We start from the raw sequence: 21,729 nt of genomic DNA, 5'->3' as shown, positions 1-21,729 counted from the left end.
AATATCTAAATCTGGTAAACTCAGACTTCTAAACATCGCATATATGGACACCCTGTTTTAAGGAATCTAGTTTATCTGGCCTTTTGGGAAGAAATTCTTGACCGACAAAACCTTTATAGCCCGTTTCTAAAACGGCTTTCATTATAGCAGGATAATTCAATTCTTGAGAATCATCAATTTCATTTCTACCAGGAACACCACCCGTATGGTAGTGGGCAATGTATGAATGGTTTTCCTTTATTGTCCTTATCACATCCCCTTCCATTATCTGCATGTGGTAGATATCATAAAGGAGTTTAAAGTTATCAGAACCTATTTGCTTGCATAATTCCACACCCCAGTCGGTATGATCACACATATAATTTGGGTGATTCACTTTTGAATTAAGCAACTCCATTACCAGTGTAACCTTCTTCTTTTCAGCATAACTCATAATCTGTTTAAGACCTGTAGCACACACTTCTAGACCTTGCTCGTCTCCTAGATTAGTTTCTCTATTACCAGAAAAAACAATAATGTTTTTCAAACCAGCAGCTGCCGCGTCATCTATTTCCATTTTGTAAACTTCTAGCATTCCAGCATGGTTTTCCTTTTTATTCCAACCGTTACCTATCCCATAATTACCTCTAGACGCCGATACCATAGCACAAGATAAACCATACTTCTGAATCTTCTTAAATTCGCTGATTTTCAACAACTCAATAGAACTTAAACCTATCTCCACAGCGGCTTTAGCCAAATCTTCGAGCTCAATGTCTTTATAACACCATCTGCATACCGAGTGATTCACCAAACCCTTGGTTCCAGATAGCAAAACCTTATCAGCCGCAGAAATTCTCTGGCTAAGACCAGAGGCCAATGATAAGCCCGCTGTACCCACAATAGCAGTTAAAGCTTTTCTCCGAGAAGATTTTTTTTCGTTCATTTGTCTTTTACTTATATATATGTAAGCTAAAAAATATTATTTAAAATATTGAATAAATGAAAAAAACAATCCTTATTCTTCTTCCTCTTTTTGGATTTATTCTAACGCTTTGCTCTTCATCAAAAACACCCGAACCAAAAAGACTTGTACCAGAATCTGAGACGCCAGCAACCAAATCTTACACTTTTGCTAAGGAAGCCAAATGGGTAGATGAGTTCGACGTTGATGGCATACCTGACTCCAATATTTGGGGCTACGACCTAGGTGGGCATGGATGGGGAAATAACGAATCTCAAAACTATACGGACAACCTAGAGAACGCCAGAATAGAAAATGGAAATTTGATCATTGAAGCTATAAAAAAGAACTCTTCTTACACTTCTGCTAGATTAGTTACTAAAAATAAAAAGGATTTTTTATATGGTAGAATGGAGGTGAAAGCTCTACTCCCAACTGGAAGGGGTACATGGCCAGCCATATGGACTTTAGCCACAAAACATACCTATGGAGAAAATTACTGGCCAGATAATGGCGAATTAGACATTATGGAGCATGTAGGAATGGACCAAAACAGAATTCATGCTAACATCCATACCAAGGCCTTCAATCATTCTATTGGTACAAATAAAGGAGCCAATAAAATTCTGCTTAAAGCTTCAGAAGAATATCATTTATATAGATTAGACTGGTACCCTGATAAGATTCAGTTTTATATAGACGATCTACTTTTGTTTGAATTTAAGAAAGAGAAAAGTTACACCTATGCAGAATGGCCTTTTGATAAAGCCCAACATCTTTTACTCAATATTGCAGTAGGTGGAGACTGGGGTGGCCAAAAAGGTGTTGACGATACCATTTTTCCTCAAAAAATGGTAATTGACTATGTAAGATATTATGAGTTAATCGAAAGTTAATTTATTGATGGTCGTTTCACTTTTACTATCACTCTATCATTGATGGTATTTCCATGATAAGTTTTAGCAGCAAACTGATAATCACCATCTGGCAAGTATCCCAAATCAAACACATTCCCAAACTGTTCAATGTTATTATAACTTTGACCAGTATTCACATTTACCAAGATTTGGTTTGTGTCCCAGTTTATACCTTGTACAGATACGGTTACTCTTCCATCATGCCTAGTCATAGTGGTTACGGTACTCCAGTGACCACCTTGATAATTTCTATATACGGTATATCTAGAGGCAGACTGGTAACCGTCATCGGAAATATCCATTATAAAATCTTTGGCCACATAAATAGACGGCGTCACCATCATATCTCTATTGGGTCTTACCTGAAATAATGGGTAAGTGTAAATCTCAAAACCAAAAAACTGTGACCCATTTATTCTAACATTTAGATTTGGTATATTTCTATCCGCATAAAGGTTATAGATAGGAATGTCACCCCATACATTTTGACGACCTTCTAACTCGGAGTTAACCATAATATAGTAATCTTTAACTGCTGGATTATTAAGAGGCCCTACCGTTGGCAAATCTATCCAAGGCTCTAAAGTATTGGTATATACCTTCTGGCTCCTTACGTCTCTATACTCTGGACAGCCCGCTTTTGTTCTTAATATGGTATTTCTTTCCCAACCATCGAAAGGCTCCTGATAATAATGATATTTAATATTCGAACCTGGAATTACAGGGCCGGCTGTTGTCATCAATTTCCAATCTGTTAAACCCTCTACCTTGTATTCTGGAGTATATTTTGCAATTAAATTGCCCACAAAAGAATTTGAAGAGTAATTGGCATATAAATGAGGGTTAGTAGCTCCATGATTAGAAAAGTCTTCGCATTGCTTCTCCTCTGTTGGATCTGGCGTAGGTGTTGGTGTTGGATCTGGCGTAGGCGTTGGATCTGGTGTTGGTGTCGGATCTGGCGTTGGCTCCGGTTCTGGATTTCCTCCTGGGATCTGAGAAACTATTTGAGCATCAAAGTTACTGCCATATTCAGAGTCAAAAAACTCATCTAAGTCTATATAGTCTGTTGCTTTAATTTCTAAACAACCAGCCGTCCAACCTGTGATAACAGTATTTGAAACCTTTACTTCATTTCCATAATCCGTTTGACAATTAGGGTCAGACACGGTCTTTGAAACCTGAACCTGTTGATTGGTTACCGTATTATTTAGAGCATCATTATTTTGTGCATACGGTTCTGTTGAGGTACTTTGCGACCTTGCGTTGAAACCGAGAGAAATGAAAATTGAAACTATTATTAAAACACGCATATTTATTCTTTCCTGTTAAAGAAAACAACTCAATTATTATGCCATCAACAGAAATTAGAAAAACAAGTATGGACGAACTGGGCAGAATAAGCCCTGAAGAATTCAAAAAAAGTTCTAAATCTCCTATATGTCTCGTTTTAGATAATATCAGAAGTTTACAAAATGTAGGCTCCATATTTAGAACCGCAGACGCCTTTAGAGTAAATAAGATCTACTTATGTGGAATAACAGGTCAACCGCCAAATAAAGAAATGGAAAAGACCGCATTAGGTGCTACGGATACCGTAGAATTTAAGTATTTCGGAAACACTATGGATGCTATAAAAGAACTTAAAGATGATGGTTATCAAATAGCTTCTATAGAACAAACAAATAATAGTATTGGACTCGATCTTTTCAAAACCGAACCAAGCACCAAATACGCATTTGTATTTGGAAACGAAGTTTTTGGTGTTTCCGACGAAGTAATTCTTGCCTCAGATTGTGTTATTGAAATTCCACAATTTGGAACCAAACATTCCCTAAACGTTAGTATAACAGCAGGGATAGTGATATGGGACTATTATTCAAAAAATAGTTTAAACCTTTTTCCTAGCCCATCATAGTCTACCGTTAAGATATATGTTCCAGCTGGCAGTGTAGAAGACATTTTCAGTGCTCTAGGTAGCTCTAAATCTTTCACGACAAACGGTGGAATAATAGTTCTTCCTTTGATATCTTTCAGCGAAAGAACGGCTGACAAAGGAACATCAGAAGCTACAAAAAAAGTTTTATCAACAACGGGATTAGGATAAGCCACAATACCCGTATCATTTTCTTTTCTCTCAAACAAGAATAGTCCCGAGGCATTTGATAAACAAGATGCCACATATGGCTGCTCATGAACTTCTAAACCTTTAACGGTATAAAAGCCATTTTGACTCGCTAAAATTTCTGCCCCAGAATACAAATCCAGTTTTTGACCTTCATATGACCATTCATAACCTTTGTATGTTTCTTCATTTAAAACTCCTATACTATAAGGTCCAGACTTTATAATAGTTGGAGGTACTGGTTTACTAAATATTTTGATTGCTACTGGTTCTGAGAAATCAGATTCGCAACCATTATCAGTTATCGTCAAAGCTTGATACTCTCTTTCACCCACTCCACCAATAATAATCTGCTGAGAAGTTTCACCCGTACTCCATCTAAATCTTTTATTATCTGATTTGGCAATTAATGCGATTAGGTCTCCTTCACATGCACCATAACTATTAAAAAGGCTGGTTATTACTGGAGGTTGTGGCGTAGGCGTAAAACTCGCCCTTAACGCTGAAGATCGCTCTGATCTACATCCATACTGATCTATCTGAACAGCATAAACAGCCTCTGTTGTTGAGGTATAAAAGTTATAACCAGAAGAGCCGTCTGCCCATTCCACGTTATTCGCAGTAGAGTTTATATAAAATCTAGCCGATTTCCCAATACAAGCTATTCCGCCATTCTCCGCTAAAACTTTCGGAGCTGGCGGTAGCAAACCGTTAACACTAAGTTTTTCTGTCAGGTGATAATTACCATTCTGGTCTCTCAGAACTCCAGAAACAGTTCCACTAAATATTTGAGCAGAGCTAGTTGTGGAGCCTGTACTCCACACAAACTCTTTAAAATTATTTTTTATAGGGGAAACTTTAACAAGGCTCCCCGATACGCATCCATATGTCAATGGTTCAATTTCAGCACCAAGAGATGGTACCATTGAATTAAGAACCGATGTCGTTAAGTCCCTGTTAAAGGCATGGGCCAATTCCGTTATGCCATCATAAGACAAATGAACACCATCTGTCCTAGGGTTTTGAATTCTATCTGTAAAAGGACCTGAAAAAACATTACTATTATCTGCAATAACTTGATCTTGAGCAGAAATGATTTGCCCATAAACCCTGTCAAAAATATAAGAAGTCCTTGCCACCATCCAATTCACATTTTTGCCAACATCTTGAGAAACTTTATTTACCAAAAAGTTTAAATCTCTTCTATAATCCGATTGAGAAGTATCAAAATCATTCTCCCCTTGCATCCATAAAATACTCCTTAATCCATATACGGAACCATGATTTTGAAGAATAATCCTTAACGGAGAGTATGGTGTTTGATTGGTATAAGGTGTCCCTAAACCGGCATTAGTGGTAGGAAGTCCTTTAGAACTACTCACCCAATTTTCTATGGTTGTTCCTTCATAAGCCGCATTAAAAAAAAGAACTGGAACATTCAATTTAGCAACAAGTAAGTCTCCTAGAATTCCCCAAGCCCAAGAACTTTGACCATGCGGCCCTAAATTTAACTCACGATATAATGGCAATATATTAGTTAAGGATGGGTTTTCTGGAATGGAAACGGAATTATAATATCCATAACCATTTACCCTATCGTCACTGGCTCCAGTGGGAGGATTAAAGCTCAAAAAGCCTTGTGCATTAGATTGACCGGCCACAATGAACACCTCTCCGATGCCCACTTTATTAACTGCATAATTAGAAACCACAACACCATTTACCTTTGCCCTTACCTCAACGGTATACCATCCACCCTTTCCTGATATTTTACCAGAATAGGCTCCATTTAATAAATTGGTATCTATAACCTGCCAATCTGTAGCAGTACCTTGACCGTTAACAAACGGGGTTAATCGACCTTCAATAACATCCGCATTCACTGGTCCAATACCATAAACGGGAATAAAACCGTTATTACTGTTATCTCGCTGAAACACCGCCCTCGCAGAAGGGAATTCAATATTTAATTGCGAAAATGCTGGAATTTGAAAGCCCAGAAAAACCAGTAATAAAAAAACAGACTTTTTAATAATCATTATCAACTTACTATAACAACCTTAGAATTATGCCCCTTGAAACTGTCTAAGAAACCTTACGTCGTTATCGAAGAACAATCTGATATCGTTTACGTCATATTTTAACATCGCGATTCTTTCTATTCCCATACCGAAAGCAAATCCAGTATACTCTTCCGGGTCAATATTTGCACTAATTAAAACATTAGGGTCTACCATTCCAGAGCCACCAATTTCAACCCAACCCGTCTTTTTACAAATATTACAACCCTCACCTTTACAGATAAAGCATGAAATATCAATCTCTGCACTAGGTTCAGTAAAAGGAAAATAACTAGGACGAAGCCTTATTTTAGTATCTTTTCCAAACATTTCCTTAGCGAAATGGAGTAAGGTATTTTTCAGATCTAAAAAACTTACATTCTTATCTACATATAAACCTTCAGCCTGATGAAACTGGCAATGTGCTCTTGCAGAAATAGCTTCATTTCTATAAACTCTCCCAATCATTATCGAACGAATAGGTGGTTTATTATTTTCCATTAATCTCACCTGAACATTTGAAGTGTGCGTTCTTAAAAGCACATCATCCTTCTGTTCTTTTCCTTTAGAAATGAAAAAAGTATCTTGCATTTCTCTGGCAGGATGATTTTCCGCAAAATTAAGTGCCGTAAAATTATATCTATCTGTTTCTATTTCTGGACCATCCTCACTGCTAAAACCCATTCTAGCAAAAATCTCCGTGATTCTTCTTTTAACAAGCGTTAAAGGATGCAGTGCACCCAGCCCATTAGGCAGTTCAGGTAAAAATAAATCTGGCCTGTCTTCAATGTTCTCAACCTGAACAATACCCTCTTGAAGATCCTTAAATTTATTATCTAAGAAAGATTTTAACTTATTCAGTTCTTGGCCAAATTCCCTTTTCTGGTCACGAGAAACAGATTTAAATTCCTCGAAGAGTTCATTTAATTCTCCCTTCTTACTTAAATACTTTAATCTAAACTTTTCAAGATCTTCAGAATTTTTCACATTCCATTCCTCTGCCCCTTTTAATATCCTATTTATAGATTCTAACACTGAAATTTTATTTAAATAAAAAAGTTCACAAAGATAAACATAAACTTAAAAGGATGTCAACCTATTTCTTATTCAAATATGCACCCCACACTCCCTAATGTATAAACCTGATTTAAAATGCACAACTATACGTACCTAATTTATAGTTTACCGAACAATAAATTTCCCTTGCATCCTCCGCAAATAAAACCTAAAATTGTATAGTTGATAAAATATTGAATTCTAAAAGGCACTTTAAAGCTTTTATTTTCAACTAAATAGATCAACATATTTACTATATAAACTTCGATACATGAATGAGATCTGATGGTGGCAAAAGAGGTTAAATAGCAGATATAAAATATTAAGAAACTTTAGTGGTTAGGTGATTTGAAAGCAGTTGTTCATTTGAATGACTGTTTTTTATTTTATCAAGGCATAATCCCTTTTTGCTCTAGCTAAAGAAGTACTGTTAAAATGCCACCATTCACTTGTTATTGGAAGAAAACCAGCTCCAATCATCACTTTCCTTAATATATCTCTGTTTTGAACCTGAGTTTTTGTGAGTTGACCCGTCTCCAACATTTCTTTTTCTTTTCTTGGATACGCCAAATATCCAAAGAAATCATATGCAGTACCCATATCTAGAAGCGAATCCGTTTTTAAATCATATATACTTAAATCTATTGCACAGCCATAATTATGTAAAGATCCTTCAGCAGGATCTGCCACATATGCTTTTCTCACACCTGGAGGTATACTATCCAATGCCTCCCAAAGAACTTCCTGAACCGAATGCGGTCTAACGGCATCAAACACCATTAACCTAAAATCAGGATAATTGCTCATCAGCGAGTCGCTAGCTACAAATAATTTTTCAGCGGTAATCACAGGAAGAAAGGCCTTCGTCAACGTACCATATACGTCGCGTTTAAAAAAATTATCTGTGGTAGAATATTTTAAATCTATCAATACATTTGGCGACACATCTTGAATATTAACAAGTCCTTGAGCAATAAGGCTTTCTTCCAGTTCTCCAACTTCTGTTTTTTCAATTTTGGGCAAAACCTCTAAGTCCTTTATTGGTGTATAAGCCACATTCTTTTTCCTAGATTCCGAGCTACATGAACAGACAAAAATTATCAAAAATAAAATAAATGATTTTTCTCTCAAAAAAGTCCTGCAATGCATCAATATCCGTGTTTTATAAAGTAATTTGCTCTAAATTTCGTCAAATAATTCTAAAGACTAATCTCTTTCAATGGTTTTAAATTACGTCTGGTCTGGGTTCTTCATCGTTGCCATGATAGTGGCTTTAATTAAATATTTTTTCTTTGGCGATCAATTGATTTTTGAAACACTGGTCGCAGGAATTTTCGATTCTGCCAAAGTAGGTTTTGAAATATCATTAGCCCTAACAGGCATTATGACTTTATTTCTAGGGATTTTAAAAATAGGAGAAGAAGCTGGAGCCATCAGATTTATGTCTAGAATTGTTGGTCCGTTTTTTAATAAATTATTCCCAGAGGTTCCGAAAGACCACCCGGCTCATGGTCAAATGATTATGAACTTCTCTGCCAACATGCTAAACTTAGACAATGCCGCTACACCTTTTGGTTTAAAAGCTATGGAAAGTTTGCAAGAGCTAAACCCAAATAAAGACACCGCTTCCAATTCTCAAATAATGTTTCTAGTTCTTCAAACCTCAGGTTTGACCCTAATTCCTATTAACATTATGACTTACAGAGCCTCCATGGGAGCCGCCGACCCTTCAGATGTCTTTATTCCCTTATTAATAAGTACCTACTTTGCCACTGTCATTAGTTTAATATTTCTAATGTTCAAGCAAAAGATAAAGATTTGGGATAAAACCATACTTGGCTGGATAGGAGGAATCTCCGCAGTTATTCTCCTTTTGCTTTGGTATCTATCAAAGCTTAGCCAAGGAGAAATAGAAGGGTTTTCGAAAGTCTACAGTAATCTCATTTTATTCTCCGTCATAGTGGTTTTCATCTTAGGAGGTCTAAGAAAAAAGATTGACATTTTTGATACCTTCATACAGGGAGCAAAAGAAGGTTTTCAAGTGGCCGTAAAAATTATTCCTTACCTTGTAGGAATGCTAGTTGCCATTAGTGTTTTAAGAAATTCTGGTGTACTGAGTGCTTTCACAGACGCTCTGGGTTTCGTAATAGCCAGTATTGGATTGGACACACGTTTCGTAGAAGCTCTTCCTGTAGCCATTATGAGACCTCTTTCTGGAAGTGGTGCTAGAGGTTTAATGCTAGAAGCTATGGCTCCAGAAAATGGAGGTCCGGATTCTTTTGTCGGAAGATTGGTTTGTATATTTCAAGGAACCACTGATACTACATTTTATATCGTAGCTTTATATTTTGGCTCCGTCGGCGTTACTAAGGTAAGATATGCCATACAATATGGCCTTCTTGCAGATTTCATTGGTATCGTTGCTGCTATTCTTATTGGCTATATGTTTTTCGCTTAATGCCTTCTTCTATAATTAAAAGTATTGGGTTTACGGCATTCTCCACTACTACAACCTACATTTAAAAGTGTTTGAGCCAAAAAGCCAACACCCAAAATGTAGAGAAAAATACTGTGCCCGTAATTAAATGCTAGGCCAATTAAAACTATTGACACTATTAAATACGTAAATCGAGTAACTGTCCAATTTTTAAATAGATTATTCATATTTTTACCTGTTCTATACTTTTATATACGATATTTCTTAAAACTAAGTTCTCCTGCTTTATGAAAAATCCTTTATACATCCTTATTTTTCTCATCCCAATAGTATTTTCTGGCTGCACTAAAATGGATATTAATCCACCCATGGTGATTTCTGATGAACAACCGTTATTGAATGATGAAGGGGCAACTGTATTATACCTAGGAGATTTCAAAAGAGATGCTCATGCCACCTCAGGAATGGTGCAAATTTTTGAAGACAATGGCGTAAAAAAACTAAAATTCACTAATTTCAAAACGGACTCTGGGCCAGACTTACGTGTTTATTTGGCGGAAAATACGAATGCCAAGAATTTTATCCAGATTAGCAACAAAGTAGAAAACGGGAATTTAATTTATGACCTTCCTGCAGAAGTTGATTTAACTAAACAGAAATACGTTTTAATCTGGTGCAAACTCTTCAAAGTTAATTTCGGGAGTGCCGAACTAATGATGAAATAGTTCTTAAACGACTATATTATACCGTTTTATAAATTCCATTGAAGTTTATAATGATTTGTTAAGTCGTTTCTTAACTTTGAAAATCTCCCTTAATGTCACCTAAATTGTTTGAGATTTCAATTTTAACCTTATTCAAATCATGAGAATTAAACTAAAACATCTACTATTAACCATCCCATTTCTAGTGTCGTCCGCCTGCAGTAAAAGTGGAACTAAGGCTTTAGACAAGGGAGATTACTATAATGCCGTACTACAATCTGTTGAAAAGCTAAAAAAAGATATTGACAACGATAAATCATTAGCTGTTCTTCCAGAAGCCTATAACAATGCCGCAAAAGAGCTTCTCTCAGATATTTCAATTGCAAAAAATGCCGACCAACAGTTTAAATGGGAAAGAGTTTTGGAGGACTATTCCAAGCTTAACAAAATGCATGATCTCATTGCCAAGTGCACCGCCTGTAGAAGAGTGGTGAGTCCTAAATCCTTCTTTAAAGAAACAGAGCAAGCCAGAGATTTAGCGGCCACGGAAAGATACATATATGCTTCTGAAATGCTAAGGAAAGGTACAATTGAAAGCGGAAGAGCATCATTTGACGCTTTTGAGAAATTATTCCAATTTGCTCCAAACTACAAAGATACTAGGGAAAAGATGGACGAGGCTCTTAATCTTGGCTCCTATCATGTTGTGGTAGAACAGCCTTCTGTAAATTCTAGAACTTATGCATTAAGCCATCAATACTTTCAAGATAGAATTGATGAATTTCTCAAAGAAAACAAAAGAATAAATAAGTTTATAAGATTTTACTCCCCCTCTGAAGCAGGATCACTCCACCTTAAACCGGACCATGTGGTCAGATTAGAGTTTGTTGATTTTGTGGTAGGAGAAACTTATCTAGAAAGAAAAGAAAGTACTCTAACCAGTGTGGATAGTGTAAAAACTGGAACTGCCAAAATTAAGGGAGAAACCGTAGATGTTTACGGTAAAGTAAATGCCAAATACTCCTTTAATAAAAAGATTGTAAGCTCTAAAGGTTTACTTCTCATGGAAATAACGGACTTCAAAAATAAGACTATTCTAAAAAAAGAAGAGTTCCCTGGCGAGTTTATATGGGTCAATGAATGGTCTAGCTATAATGGAGATCAAAGAGCACTGACAGAAAAGGAACTGGCACTCACCAAAAATAGAGAAGAACTCCCTCCTGCCCCTCAGCAGTTATTCATTGAATTCTCTAAACCTATTTATGAGCAATTTACTAGAAGAGTAAAAAAGTTTTATGACAATTATTAATGCAAAAGTCCCTTTGAATAAATACTCAAAGGGACTTCAAATTTCTTTAATTAACTTCTTAAGCTAATTCTATTTCTTCTCCGTGTGAATTAATAAAGTGAAAATCTGTAACTCCTAAAGATGAATCTTTAGTAAGCTTAATCCATTTCTTATATTTTATAAACCATTTCATTTGCCTAGATAGGAATCCCTCTCTATAATATGCATATATAAATGGATGTAAAATAATACTAAGACCAGGTTCATTCTGCTTCTCCATAAGATGCTCTAAATGATTCTGTATGGTATCTGTTACAGCAATACTAGCCTGAATATTACCTGTACCACTACATGTAGGGCACTTTTCTTTGGTAATGATATTCATCTCTGGCCTTACTCTCTGACGCGTAATCTGAGCTAATCCAAATTTTGTAATAGGCAAAATAGTATACTTAGACCTATCTCCTTTCATTTCAGCTTTCAGAACGTCGTTAATCTCACGTCTGTTCTGTGCCTTTTTCATGTCAATGAAATCAACCACCACTATACCACCCATGTCTCTAAGACGTAGCTGGCGAGCTATTTCTTTGGCTGCTTCTGTATTAACATTTATTGCAGTAGCTTCTTGGTCTTCCTCTTTGGTAGATTTATTACCGCTATTTACATCAATAACGTGTAAAGCCTCTGTATGCTCAATAATCAAATAGCCACCGCTAGGCAAACTAACAGATTTACCAAAACAAGATTTCAACTGTTTTTCAATACCGTAGTGCTCATAAAGTTTGGTTTTGCCATTATGCAGCTTTAATATCTTGGCCTTTTCAGGTGCAATATTTTGCAAAAATGAACTGATTTTGTCGTAATTGCCACTATCGTCAACTACAATATTGTCAAAATCATCATTAAGCATATCTCTTAAAAGAGATGCTGCTCTGTCCATTTCGGTTACTATCCTGTCTCTAGCTTTAGCTCCTTTTAGAGCTGCTATACCTGCTTCCCATTTCTCTACGCACTCTTCTAAATCACGCTGTAGCTCTTGTATATCCTTATTTTCTGCAACAGTTCTTACTATAACTCCAAAATTATCCGGCTTAACAGAATACAATAACTTGTGAAGTCTTTGTCTTTCTTGTTTACTGGTAATTTTCTTGGAAATATTAACTGCATTAGCGAAGGGCACCAAAACCACATATCTTCCAGCAATGGAGATATCGCATGATAATCTAGGTCCTTTAGAAGAAATCGGTTCCTTAACCACCTGAACCAAAATAGGTTGCCCTTTGGTTAAGACATCCGAAATTTTTCCTAATTTATCTATCTGAGGCTGTAGTTTAAAACCTTTTAACCTAGGACTAAATGGCTTCTTATTAAGAATACCTTTAGTGTAGGCGTTTAAGGATTTAATATTGGGGCTGAGATCATGATAATGCAAGAAAGCATCTTTCTCATAACCAATATCTATGAAAGCGGCATTTAAGCCCGAAACTACTTTTTTGACCGTCCCTAAATATATATCCCCAACAGCAAAATGGCTTTCTGCATTGTCAAAGTGATATTCAATAAGACGTTTATCCTGCAAAAGAGCTATTCGCTCACCTTTTTGCGTGGAACTTATAAATAATTCGTTGCTCAAATTTGAGTTAGAATTAAGGGTGATAAAATCATAATGTAATTTAAATAAAAAAGCAGTAAACAGATCAGATCTATATAAAAAATAGCTCCTCTGCTAACTGCTAATTTATTTAGAAGAATTAAATATATGGTAGCAAAAGAAGATTATTTCTTCTTGTGTCTATTTTTTCTTAAACGCTTCTTTCTTTTGTGAGTAGACATTTTATGTCTTTTTCTTTTCTTTCCGCAAGGCATATTTTATAAGCTAAACACCCAATCCCACTGGGTTGATTTTAAAATAATTTCTTTGAAATAACACCTTATGGGAAAAGGCTAGTTATTATCGAACCGCAAAAGTAAAAATTAGTTTAAACTTTTCAAAGTGTTGTTGATTTCATTTTGCAGAACATCACCAACATTTTGTTTTGACAAGTCTAATAAAAGAGCTTTTGCTTTCTCTTTCTCTCCTACTTCTATCCAGCTGTAAGCAAGTCCCAATTGGGCGTTTAAATTCCCTGGAGCTATACCCAAAACTTGTTGAAATCTCGAAACCGCTTTATCATATTGACCAGACTGCATAGAAAGTGCCCCTAGGCTCATTAAGGCAGGAACAAATCTTGGCTCTTGATCCAAAACTTGTCTTAACAAAAGCACCGCCTGCATAGGAGAGCTAGATGTACTATAGGTCATCGCCATATTTGTCTTGGCTTGCAACTGATTTGGATTAAGCGTCAAAACTTTCTGATAAACCGATCTGGTTTTCTCAGCCAATTCTTCCCTTTTAACAGGATTTAAACTTAATGAATAAGCTTGATAGTAATAATCACCAGCTTTTAGCCAGCTTTCTTCAGAATTAGTAGCTTCTGCTATTATACCCGTATAATAACCTGCACTATCAAAAACATTTTGCTCGCTAAAAAAATCAACCAAAGATTGATTCTTTTCTTCCCCTGACAAATTTGAGGCTTTTATAGTCTTAAGTTTTTGTTCTTGCTCTGCATTAAGAACTGCGTGGTCACTTCCCTTCCCTTCTGGAGAAGTAGAGCTGGCGGAGTTTCCATCCGTAGCAACTTCGTTTTTAACAACCGTTTTTGGCAAGAAATATAACCCTAAAGAGAGTAAAACTCCTACTAATAAAACAATCCCAAAGTGACTTATAGGTTTCAATCCGCCAGACATTTAATGTTACTTAATATTTTCCTTAATCATATCAACAAATTCCTTAGCAGGTTTAAAACTAGGGATATGGTGCTCAGGTACAGTAACTGTAGTTTTCTTTGAGATGTTTCTGGCCTTTTTAGCGGCTCTTTTCTTATTTACAAAACTTCCAAACCCTCTTACATAAAGAGCTTCACCACTACCTAAGGTGTCTTTTACGGTTACAAAAAAGGCTTCTAATGTTGTAGAAACGCTGGCTTTATCGATGCCAGTCTTGTCAGATATTGCTGCTATTGCTTCTGCTTTAGTCACTTTATTAAATTATTTTAGTTATACTTAAGAGATTATTAAGATGCTTTAGCATCTTAAATACTTTAATGGGTTTGCAAAGATAGCCTAATTGATTTTACACACACAAATTAATACAAATATTTTAACCTAGTTAATTTACTACAAGACAGTTACCGTGGGGGCTACATTTAAGTAAATTTTATTAAACTTCATCATGCTTTCGAAACAAATTATCAAATGGTATCAATTAAATAAAAGGGACTTACCATGGCGAAATACCAACGATCCTTATAAAATCTGGCTTTCAGAGATTATTTTACAACAGACAAGAGTTGATCAAGGTTTACCTTATTACTTGACATTCATTACCAAGTTTGAAACGGTAAACGAATTGGCAGAAGCAGAAGAATCTGAGGTGCTTAGAACTTGGCAAGGTTTGGGCTATTATTCTAGGGCTAGGAACCTACATTCTGCGGCAAAATTTGTAGTGGAAGAGTGCCAAGGAGTGTTCCCAAAAAGCTATAAAGATTTGTTAAAACTCAAAGGAGTTGGAGCCTACACGGCGGCGGCAATCTCCTCTATTTCATACGGAGAAGCTAAAGCCGTCGTTGACGGAAATGTCTACAGAGTACTATCAAGGATATACGAAATTCATACTCCTGTCAACTCATCAAATGGCATAAGAGAATTTTCAGAGCTTGCTCAAAGTTTAATTGACCATGACAATCCTGCTGATTTTAATCAAGGAATGATGGAATTAGGAGCCACTGTTTGCACGCCTAAAAACCCTTCATGTGAGGTTTGCCCAGTACAAATTCATTGTGGATCTTTTAAGGCAAAAAGCCAGAAAGCTTACCCAGTAAAACTAAAAAAGACTTCAATTAAAAATAGATTTTTCAACTATCTCGTACTCAAAAATGAAGGTAAATATTTCTTGGAAAAGCGTGAAAAGCAGGATATTTGGAAAGGGTTATATGAATTTTATCTCATTGAAACAGAGAATAAAACAGAAGTAATTGATGATTTAAAGTCATTATTCCCTGAGTGGGTGTCCACTACAATGAGTATTGGAACACCCATTTTCAGTAAGCAAATCTTAACTCACCAAAGGATACATACCTTTTTCTGGCCCATTGAACTAAAAAATATTCCACAAGAACTCCGTTCTTTTTTCTATGAACTTGAGGATATTGAACAATTGCCCAAGCATAAATTGATAGAAAAGTATATATTGGACATTACCATAGAGTGATGTATCTTTATCAATTATCAATAACTGAAGTAAATAAACACCATGGCGGGATTAAACAAGGTAATATTAATAGGCAATGTAGGTGGTGATCCAGAAATAAGAACGCTACCAAGTGGCTCCAAAGTGGCTAACTTTTCGCTAGCCACCACAGAGACTTATACTGACAGAACTGGCCAAAAACAAAGTCAAACCGAATGGCATAGAATAGAAATCTGGGAAGGTTTAGCCAGTGTGGTGGAGCAGTATGTAAAAAAAGGTGACCCCTTATATATAGAAGGAAAAATAAGAACCGAAAAATGGACAGACCAGAATGGCCAAGAAAAAACGGGCGTGAGAATAAGAGCTAATAATATGCAGATGTTAGGCGGGAGACCTGGGGGCGAAAGCAGTTCTGGAAGCAACTCCTCAAGTAATTATGGCAATCAAACGTCTCAAAGCTCTTCAGAACCTTCTCCTGAGCAAATACCAAATGGAAGTGATGAAGACGACTTACCTTTTTAAATCCTTTCAATCTGTAAAATCTTAAACTCTGTTCTTCTATTGCGTCGGTATTCGGCCTCTGTGCACTGAATACCGTCGCCACATTTATTTATAGGCGACTCCTCTCCCATCCCAACGGCTTTTATTCTAGAAGAGTCTACTCCTCTACCTGTAAGGTATCCTTTAACTGCGTCCGCTCTTTTCTGGGATAAAATGAGATTGGCACCAGCTTCTCCTCTTGAATCTGTATGTGAGAAAACCTCAATTACCATGGCTGGATAAGCCCTCATCACTAAAACCAATTGGTCTAAATCATTTTTAGAATTAGAAGCAAGTTCATAGTCTTTGGTTTCATAATAAATATTATCCAACTTCACAAAATCGCCAACCTTAAAAACCTTTGGGTCAAAGAATGACTCCGATTCTTTTTTTGATTTCACAGCGACTTTACTACCAATAGCTACTGCATCAGACTTAACACCGGCTTTTAAAGTGCTTGGTACAAATTCATAATTAGTGGCATAGCCCGCTTTTATTGCTGTAAATTCATAGTCACAGCTTGGGTCTCTTATAAAATCATACTGACCGTTTTTCGCAGTCAATAGTTCGATTGTTTCATCTGTGCATTTATTAATAAACCGCACTCTAATCCCAGCCAATGGTTGTGTTACATCTCCCAAGAAAACAATACCTCTATATCTCCTTTCGTCACTCAAGTCTCTCTGACGAGCCATAACTTGCGGCTGAAGAATATTAGGTTTAATCGGCTCTAGCCTTTCACTTAAGATAATTTCAAAAGGAGTTTCTCTAAAGTCCGAAATCCCTTTGGTGTGAAAATGTACTTTGGGACTTTTAAAATCTTTATCGGAAAACTCGAAGTAATAATTAGACTCCGCATTTAGACATAATTTAACATTACCGTAGTTATCTGTCTTTGCTTTCTTCTTTTCATTAGGACTCAAAGACTCATAATAGACGAAATCTAGACCTGCGATTGTTTTCCCATTATTGTCATTTTTAACGGTTACCAAGACATCCTTACAACCAAACTTTTCTCCTATTCTGGTAAAACTATAAATGTCATCATCGCCTCCGCCACGCTTTCTATTACTACTAAAATAACCTTTTTTCAAATCGGAGTCTGTAAGGATACCGAAATCGTCTGCAGCCGAATTTAAAGGTGCCCCTAAATTATGCATTCCAGATATTGGAATTCCCTCACTATTCAAAGAAACCGTAAAAATATCTAATCCGCCAAGACCCGGATGACCATCTGAAGAGAAGTAAAGATTGTTTTGTTCATCTATATAGGGAAACATTTCATTTCCCTCCGTATTAACGGTTATGCCAGCATTTTGTGGCTCCAACCACTCGCCATTATGAAATTTAGAAAAATAAATATCTACCCCACCAAAACCGCCGGGCATATCTGATGCAAAAAACAAAATATTCTCGTCTGGCATAAACGCTGGATGTCCAGTAGAATAATTGCCGTCGTTATACGGAAAGCCTTCTAAATTCCCCCACTGATCCCCTATCTTTTTAGCCATATAAAGATGAATCCTATTGACACCATCTTCTGAAACATAATCTAAATTTCTAATGCCATTTCTTGTAAAAATGACGCTTTCCCCATTATTATAAAATTGACAAGGTCCGTCATGATAACTTGAGTTTATTGCACCATTCATCCTATCCGACTCTAGCTTAGGTTTTGTTAAAAAACCTAAAGCACTTTTCAAACCTAAAGTTGGACCATCGTTGGCCGTTTGCGTAGTAAAATAATCAGCTCTTAAATCAGGTTCTGCTATTGAAGCCGTTGCACTAGAGCTTAAACCTGCAGAGGAGCTGGAATTTAGTTGACTTTCGTCATCCAAATAAAACAAATCAAGGAAAGACGAATTATCCCAAGCAAATACACGCTTAATGGGGGTGTTTTTCCCTCTACCTGAAACAAAAACAAGCCCACCGGCATATCTTGTAGGGCTAAAATCTGCATGATTGGTATTTATTGGAAGTAGATATGTTTCATAACTTGCTGCATTCCTTATGAGCGGTTCAGTATTTGACTGTAGTGCGGTAAAATCACCTGCTCTTAAATCTTTAGGATTTCGCTCACCGTACTTACTCCAAACCTTGGAAGACTGAGCATGTTTTCCATTCCCTGCTAAAACTTTAGCATATTTCAAAAGAATGTCATTGTCTTCCTTTGTATTATCTTGTGCCAAACTTGCCAAACTCTGAAAATATTCTTCCGCTTGCTTGTAATCATTGATATTATAAAGCGAATACGAAAGCTTACTTAGCACCTCTTTTCTTTGAGCATCTGTCAAAGAATTATCTCTTTTTAAAATGGTTTTAGCGTCCGTAATAACTCTCTGGTAGGATAATTTCGCATAATCCTGACCCAATTTGTCCACCTGCCAATTACCACTTTGGGCAAAAGACGAGATAGTCAAGAGCATTAATCCGACGATAAGTAAGCGATTCAACAGTGCGTTTTTAAATGTAAGACTTTAACGCTAAACTAAGCAAAAATCGTGCCCCTGATAAACATATATCAAAAAAAATCTGTCGTTAAAATTAACGACAGATTCCTATAAAATCCCGAAATAAGCTATTTTGGGTCTAAAGCTAACTCCACTCTTTCTAACAAATCTTTGTAATGAAAAGCGGATAATTTATCACTAACCCTTTGAGCAACAATAAGTTTACTTTTTATTGCAACTAAATGCCCTCTAGCAATTGAAGGAAGGTCTGTTTCGTTCAAGTTCACTGTTTGACTTTCAAAACCATAAGTCACCCCTACCGGTATAGATCTCATTACAGCTTTACCTGGCTCCAAAAGACCTATTAACTCTGTAACATATACTTTATGTAAATTTCTTCTGTATTGATCTGCCTTACTTGCCAATTTCAGCTCGCCTAAAATGCCAGTTTCTAAATCCGTTAGTAGTTCATCCACTGAATAGTTGTCGGTAGACAATGCACTATATTCTAATATTCTGGCAAGCCTTTCCCCCTCCAACACTTGACCTAAAGTAGCCGACTGTAAACTCTTTATCGCTTCCACACCTGTTTCTACTTTGGTTTTGCTATAAATTCCTGATGGGTATAACCAGTTTGGTGTTTTAAACAACTGCTCGTTAAGAAAACTTACAGCTTCTTTTTGTGTACTTTTTGGTACCACAGTAAATTGCTCACCTTCCATATCGTAAGTTTTTGGTGAATCATAAACTCCGCCAATATTCTTGGTGACATGCCCCATATATCTTTTAAACTGAGTGGTTACTTGCACATGTAATTCTCTTAATTCTTTGTATGATTCAGCGTCCTTTTTGCTCCAGTTTTCTAAATTCGGCACGATTCTCTTCATGTTTTTAATTCCATAAGAAGAGGCCAGCATGGCATTATCTCCCAAATCTTCTGTTTGATATCTAGGGTCATAAGGACTAATTTCTGTACCAAACCTTAATCTAGGTGTTTTATTAGCCTCCTTCGTCCATTCATTTAACAGTAACTTTTCTTGCTCTTCATCAGCAGCATCTACAAAGTAACTATAACCCCACTTAATAGCCCATTTGTCATAAACACCTATTCCAGCAAACAAATGCGTAACGCTATCTTCTGGCTGGGCTACATAATTAAATCTAGCATAATCCATTATAGAAGAGGTGTGACCATTTTGAGCTAACCACTCGTCATCTCTTAGCTTTTCTACTGGTGTAGCAGAAGAAGCTCCCATGTTATGTCTCAAACCCAAAGTATGGCCTACCTCGTGAGAAGAAACGAAGCGAATTAATTCTCCCATTAAATCATCATCAAACTCCATTTCTCTCGCCCTAGGGTCTACTGCTGCGGTCTGAACAAAGTACCAATTTCTGAGTAACCTCATGACGTTATGATACCAGCCAATATGGCTTTCTAATATCTCGCCACTTCGAGGGTCATGAACATTTGGTCCATAGGCATTTGAAATAGGTGAAGCAAAGTATCTGACCACCGAAAAACGAGCATCTTCCAAACTCATGGTAGTATCTTCTTCTGGCCAATATTCCCCGCTAATTGCATTCTTCCAGCCCGCCTCTTCAAAAGCCACATTCCAGTCATCAATTCCAGCTTTGATATACGACTTCCATTTTACAGGGGTCGCAGGGTCTACATAATACAAAATGGGCTTAGCTGGTTCTATCAATTCTCCGTTCTTCTGTCTTTCAGCATCTTCTGCATTTTTGGGCTCTAACCTCCACCTCACCGCAAAAACATCGGCATCAGACTTTTGGGACTCTTCTTTAAAAACTCCGTATTGATTAGCAAAGTATCCTACCCTTGCGTCAAAAAGTCGCTTTCTCATAGGTGTCTTTGGTAGCACCAAAAATGAAGTGTTAAACTCCATGGTCACCACCCCGGCATCTTTAGAAGCGGGCAAATAATTACCAACAGAAGGTGTTGGCCTTAATTCAACACGTTCTGGCGAAACGCCAAAAGTTTTAACCGTTCTAATTTCCGTATTAATAGGATACGTTTTAATGCTCTTAATGAAAGATCTATCCTTTTTAATGCTGGTAATATTTAATCTTTGCTTATCAACAGAGCCCAAAGAAAAAATCTGCTCGTCTCCATCAAAAGTAGATGTCATGTCAATCACATAGGATTTAAAACCCGTTAAAGTATCATTCTTTATCGCCTTAATTTCAAAAGCTGCAATGATAGGGTCGGCACTTGAATTTCGCACCGCTGTGGCGATAGGCTTAGTGCTATCTGGACTCATGATGATATATGAAATAGACTTAAGAAAAAGTTGGTCTTTAGGCCCTTTTTCAAATTTTACTACCTGCCTATTGACCAATTCTCCTCCATAAATGGACCCTCCTGCTGCCGTTTGAGAATATCTAGAAACGGTCATAATTTCTCTACCCAACAAGGTATCAGCAACCTCAAAATACCACTTGTCATCTTTTAAATGAACGTTAAAAAGACCTACTTGGCTAATGGCTGTGCTATCAATAAAGTCTGAGAATTTTTTGGGACCCTTTTTCTCTTCTTTTTTCTTTTCAGGCTCCTTTGCTTTTGATAAGCTATCGGAAAGGGCTTGAGCGGCTTGCTCTTTTTTCTTTTTCCTTTGGGCGTCAGCCGCAAAAAATACAAAGAAGCACATGACAAAGAGCACTACTTTTTTAATTTTCATTATTATCTGGTTCTAGATTTGTTAGATTTTTTATTGACACATTATCCATACCTTTTGCTGCGTCATTCATTAATTTTCGCAATATAATTTACTGCCTTCACGCTTTCAATATTCTCATAATTTTATAACGCATTATTTATCAAGAAAACGGAATATGAGAATTAATCGTTATCTAATATCAAGCTTCAGGTTTGGTTTTTTTAATTTTTTTAAAGCATATTG

The 21,729-nt window shown here is 36.5% G+C and carries 18 protein-coding genes; 7 read left to right on the top strand and 11 right to left on the bottom strand.

Annotated features, from left to right (window positions below; all coding sequences use genetic code 11):
- Window positions 1–28: 28 nt before the first annotated feature.
- Window positions 29–925, bottom strand: coding sequence for a hydroxypyruvate isomerase family protein (locus tag ACSBFT_RS23390; protein WP_463048564.1), 897 nt, complete (start codon window positions 923–925; stop codon window positions 29–31).
- Between the two features lie 56 nt (window positions 926–981).
- Here ACSBFT_RS23390 and ACSBFT_RS23385 point away from each other — a divergent pair, with 56 nt between their 5' ends.
- A complete protein-coding gene (locus ACSBFT_RS23385) occupies window positions 982–1,839 on the top strand; it encodes a glycoside hydrolase family 16 protein (protein ID WP_489602662.1) in 858 nt (285 codons plus the stop codon).
- On the opposite strand, the gene ACSBFT_RS23380 is transcribed toward ACSBFT_RS23385, so the two are convergent.
- Window positions 1,836–3,170: a hypothetical protein gene (locus tag ACSBFT_RS23380; protein ID WP_489602661.1), complete on the bottom strand. Its 1,335-nt coding sequence runs from the start codon at window positions 3,168–3,170 to the stop codon at window positions 1,836–1,838. The genes ACSBFT_RS23385 and ACSBFT_RS23380 overlap by 4 nt on opposite strands.
- Window positions 3,171–3,208: 38 nt before the next feature.
- On the opposite strand from ACSBFT_RS23380, the gene ACSBFT_RS23375 reads away from it, so the two are divergent.
- On the top strand, window positions 3,209–3,775 hold the full coding sequence (locus ACSBFT_RS23375; RefSeq protein WP_463048567.1) for an RNA methyltransferase: 567 nt from the start codon (window positions 3,209–3,211) through the stop codon (window positions 3,773–3,775).
- Here the strand turns inward: ACSBFT_RS23375 and ACSBFT_RS23370 are convergent.
- From ACSBFT_RS23370 to ACSBFT_RS23360, 3 genes are all read right to left on the bottom strand, one after another.
- Entirely contained in the window at window positions 3,733–6,021 is a 2,289-nt protein-coding gene (locus tag ACSBFT_RS23370; protein ID WP_489602660.1) for a T9SS type A sorting domain-containing protein, read from the bottom strand. The genes ACSBFT_RS23375 and ACSBFT_RS23370 overlap by 43 nt on opposite strands.
- Window positions 6,022–6,048: 27 nt before the next feature.
- Entirely contained in the window at window positions 6,049–7,077 is a 1,029-nt protein-coding gene (gene pheS, locus ACSBFT_RS23365; RefSeq protein WP_489602659.1) for a phenylalanine--tRNA ligase subunit alpha, read from the bottom strand.
- A 402-nt stretch (window positions 7,078–7,479) separates the two neighbouring features.
- The gene (locus ACSBFT_RS23360) at window positions 7,480–8,154 is read right to left on the bottom strand and encodes a M15 family metallopeptidase (RefSeq protein WP_489602658.1); all 675 of its coding nucleotides are present in this window, start codon (window positions 8,152–8,154) and stop codon (window positions 7,480–7,482) included.
- A gap of 163 nt (window positions 8,155–8,317) precedes the next feature.
- Between ACSBFT_RS23360 and ACSBFT_RS23355 the strand changes: the two genes are divergently transcribed.
- Window positions 8,318–9,556, top strand: coding sequence for a nucleoside recognition domain-containing protein (locus ACSBFT_RS23355; RefSeq protein WP_463048571.1), 1,239 nt, complete (start codon window positions 8,318–8,320; stop codon window positions 9,554–9,556).
- Here ACSBFT_RS23355 and ACSBFT_RS23350 read toward each other — a convergent pair.
- A complete protein-coding gene (locus ACSBFT_RS23350) occupies window positions 9,553–9,762 on the bottom strand; it encodes a hypothetical protein (protein WP_463048572.1) in 210 nt (69 codons plus the stop codon). The genes ACSBFT_RS23355 and ACSBFT_RS23350 overlap by 4 nt on opposite strands.
- A gap of 60 nt (window positions 9,763–9,822) precedes the next feature.
- On the opposite strand from ACSBFT_RS23350, the gene ACSBFT_RS23345 reads away from it, so the two are divergent.
- On the top strand, window positions 9,823–10,260 hold the full coding sequence (locus tag ACSBFT_RS23345) for a DM13 domain-containing protein (RefSeq protein ID WP_489602657.1): 438 nt from the start codon (window positions 9,823–9,825) through the stop codon (window positions 10,258–10,260).
- Between the two features lie 139 nt (window positions 10,261–10,399).
- The gene (locus ACSBFT_RS23340) at window positions 10,400–11,548 is read left to right on the top strand and encodes a hypothetical protein (protein WP_489602656.1); all 1,149 of its coding nucleotides are present in this window, start codon (window positions 10,400–10,402) and stop codon (window positions 11,546–11,548) included.
- 58 nt (window positions 11,549–11,606) lie between these two features.
- Here the strand turns inward: ACSBFT_RS23340 and ACSBFT_RS23335 are convergent, their stop codons facing one another.
- The 3 genes from ACSBFT_RS23335 to ACSBFT_RS23325 form a co-directional block, all read right to left on the bottom strand.
- Window positions 11,607–13,160: an Rne/Rng family ribonuclease gene (locus tag ACSBFT_RS23335; RefSeq protein WP_463048575.1), complete on the bottom strand. Its 1,554-nt coding sequence runs from the start codon at window positions 13,158–13,160 to the stop codon at window positions 11,607–11,609.
- 341 nt (window positions 13,161–13,501) lie between these two features.
- The gene (locus tag ACSBFT_RS23330; RefSeq protein WP_489602655.1) at window positions 13,502–14,317 is read right to left on the bottom strand and encodes a tetratricopeptide repeat protein; all 816 of its coding nucleotides are present in this window, start codon (window positions 14,315–14,317) and stop codon (window positions 13,502–13,504) included.
- Between the two features lie 6 nt (window positions 14,318–14,323).
- On the bottom strand, window positions 14,324–14,608 hold the full coding sequence (locus tag ACSBFT_RS23325; RefSeq protein ID WP_463048577.1) for an HU family DNA-binding protein: 285 nt from the start codon (window positions 14,606–14,608) through the stop codon (window positions 14,324–14,326).
- 193 nt (window positions 14,609–14,801) lie between these two features.
- Between ACSBFT_RS23325 and mutY the strand changes: the two genes are divergently transcribed.
- Window positions 14,802–15,839, top strand: a complete 1,038-nt coding sequence (gene mutY / locus ACSBFT_RS23320) for an A/G-specific adenine glycosylase (RefSeq protein ID WP_489602654.1) — start codon at window positions 14,802–14,804, stop codon at window positions 15,837–15,839.
- Window positions 15,840–15,881: 42 nt separating this feature from the next.
- On the top strand, window positions 15,882–16,340 hold the full coding sequence (locus ACSBFT_RS23315; protein ID WP_463048579.1) for a single-stranded DNA-binding protein: 459 nt from the start codon (window positions 15,882–15,884) through the stop codon (window positions 16,338–16,340).
- Here the strand turns inward: ACSBFT_RS23315 and ACSBFT_RS23310 are convergent.
- Together ACSBFT_RS23310 and ACSBFT_RS23305 are read right to left on the bottom strand one after the other, a co-directional pair.
- Entirely contained in the window at window positions 16,337–18,811 is a 2,475-nt protein-coding gene (locus tag ACSBFT_RS23310; RefSeq protein ID WP_489602653.1) for an OmpA family protein, read from the bottom strand. The two genes, ACSBFT_RS23315 and ACSBFT_RS23310, sit on opposite strands and share 4 nt — an antisense overlap.
- A gap of 125 nt (window positions 18,812–18,936) precedes the next feature.
- Window positions 18,937–21,507: a zinc-dependent metalloprotease gene (locus tag ACSBFT_RS23305; protein WP_489602652.1), complete on the bottom strand. Its 2,571-nt coding sequence runs from the start codon at window positions 21,505–21,507 to the stop codon at window positions 18,937–18,939.
- Window positions 21,508–21,729: the final 222 nt, after the last annotated feature.

It is taken from the genome of Arcticibacterium sp. SM2516 (genome assembly GCF_057914865.1).
The sequence above is the reverse complement of the archived record's forward strand: the minus strand, read 5'-3'. Positions and strand labels throughout refer to the sequence as shown.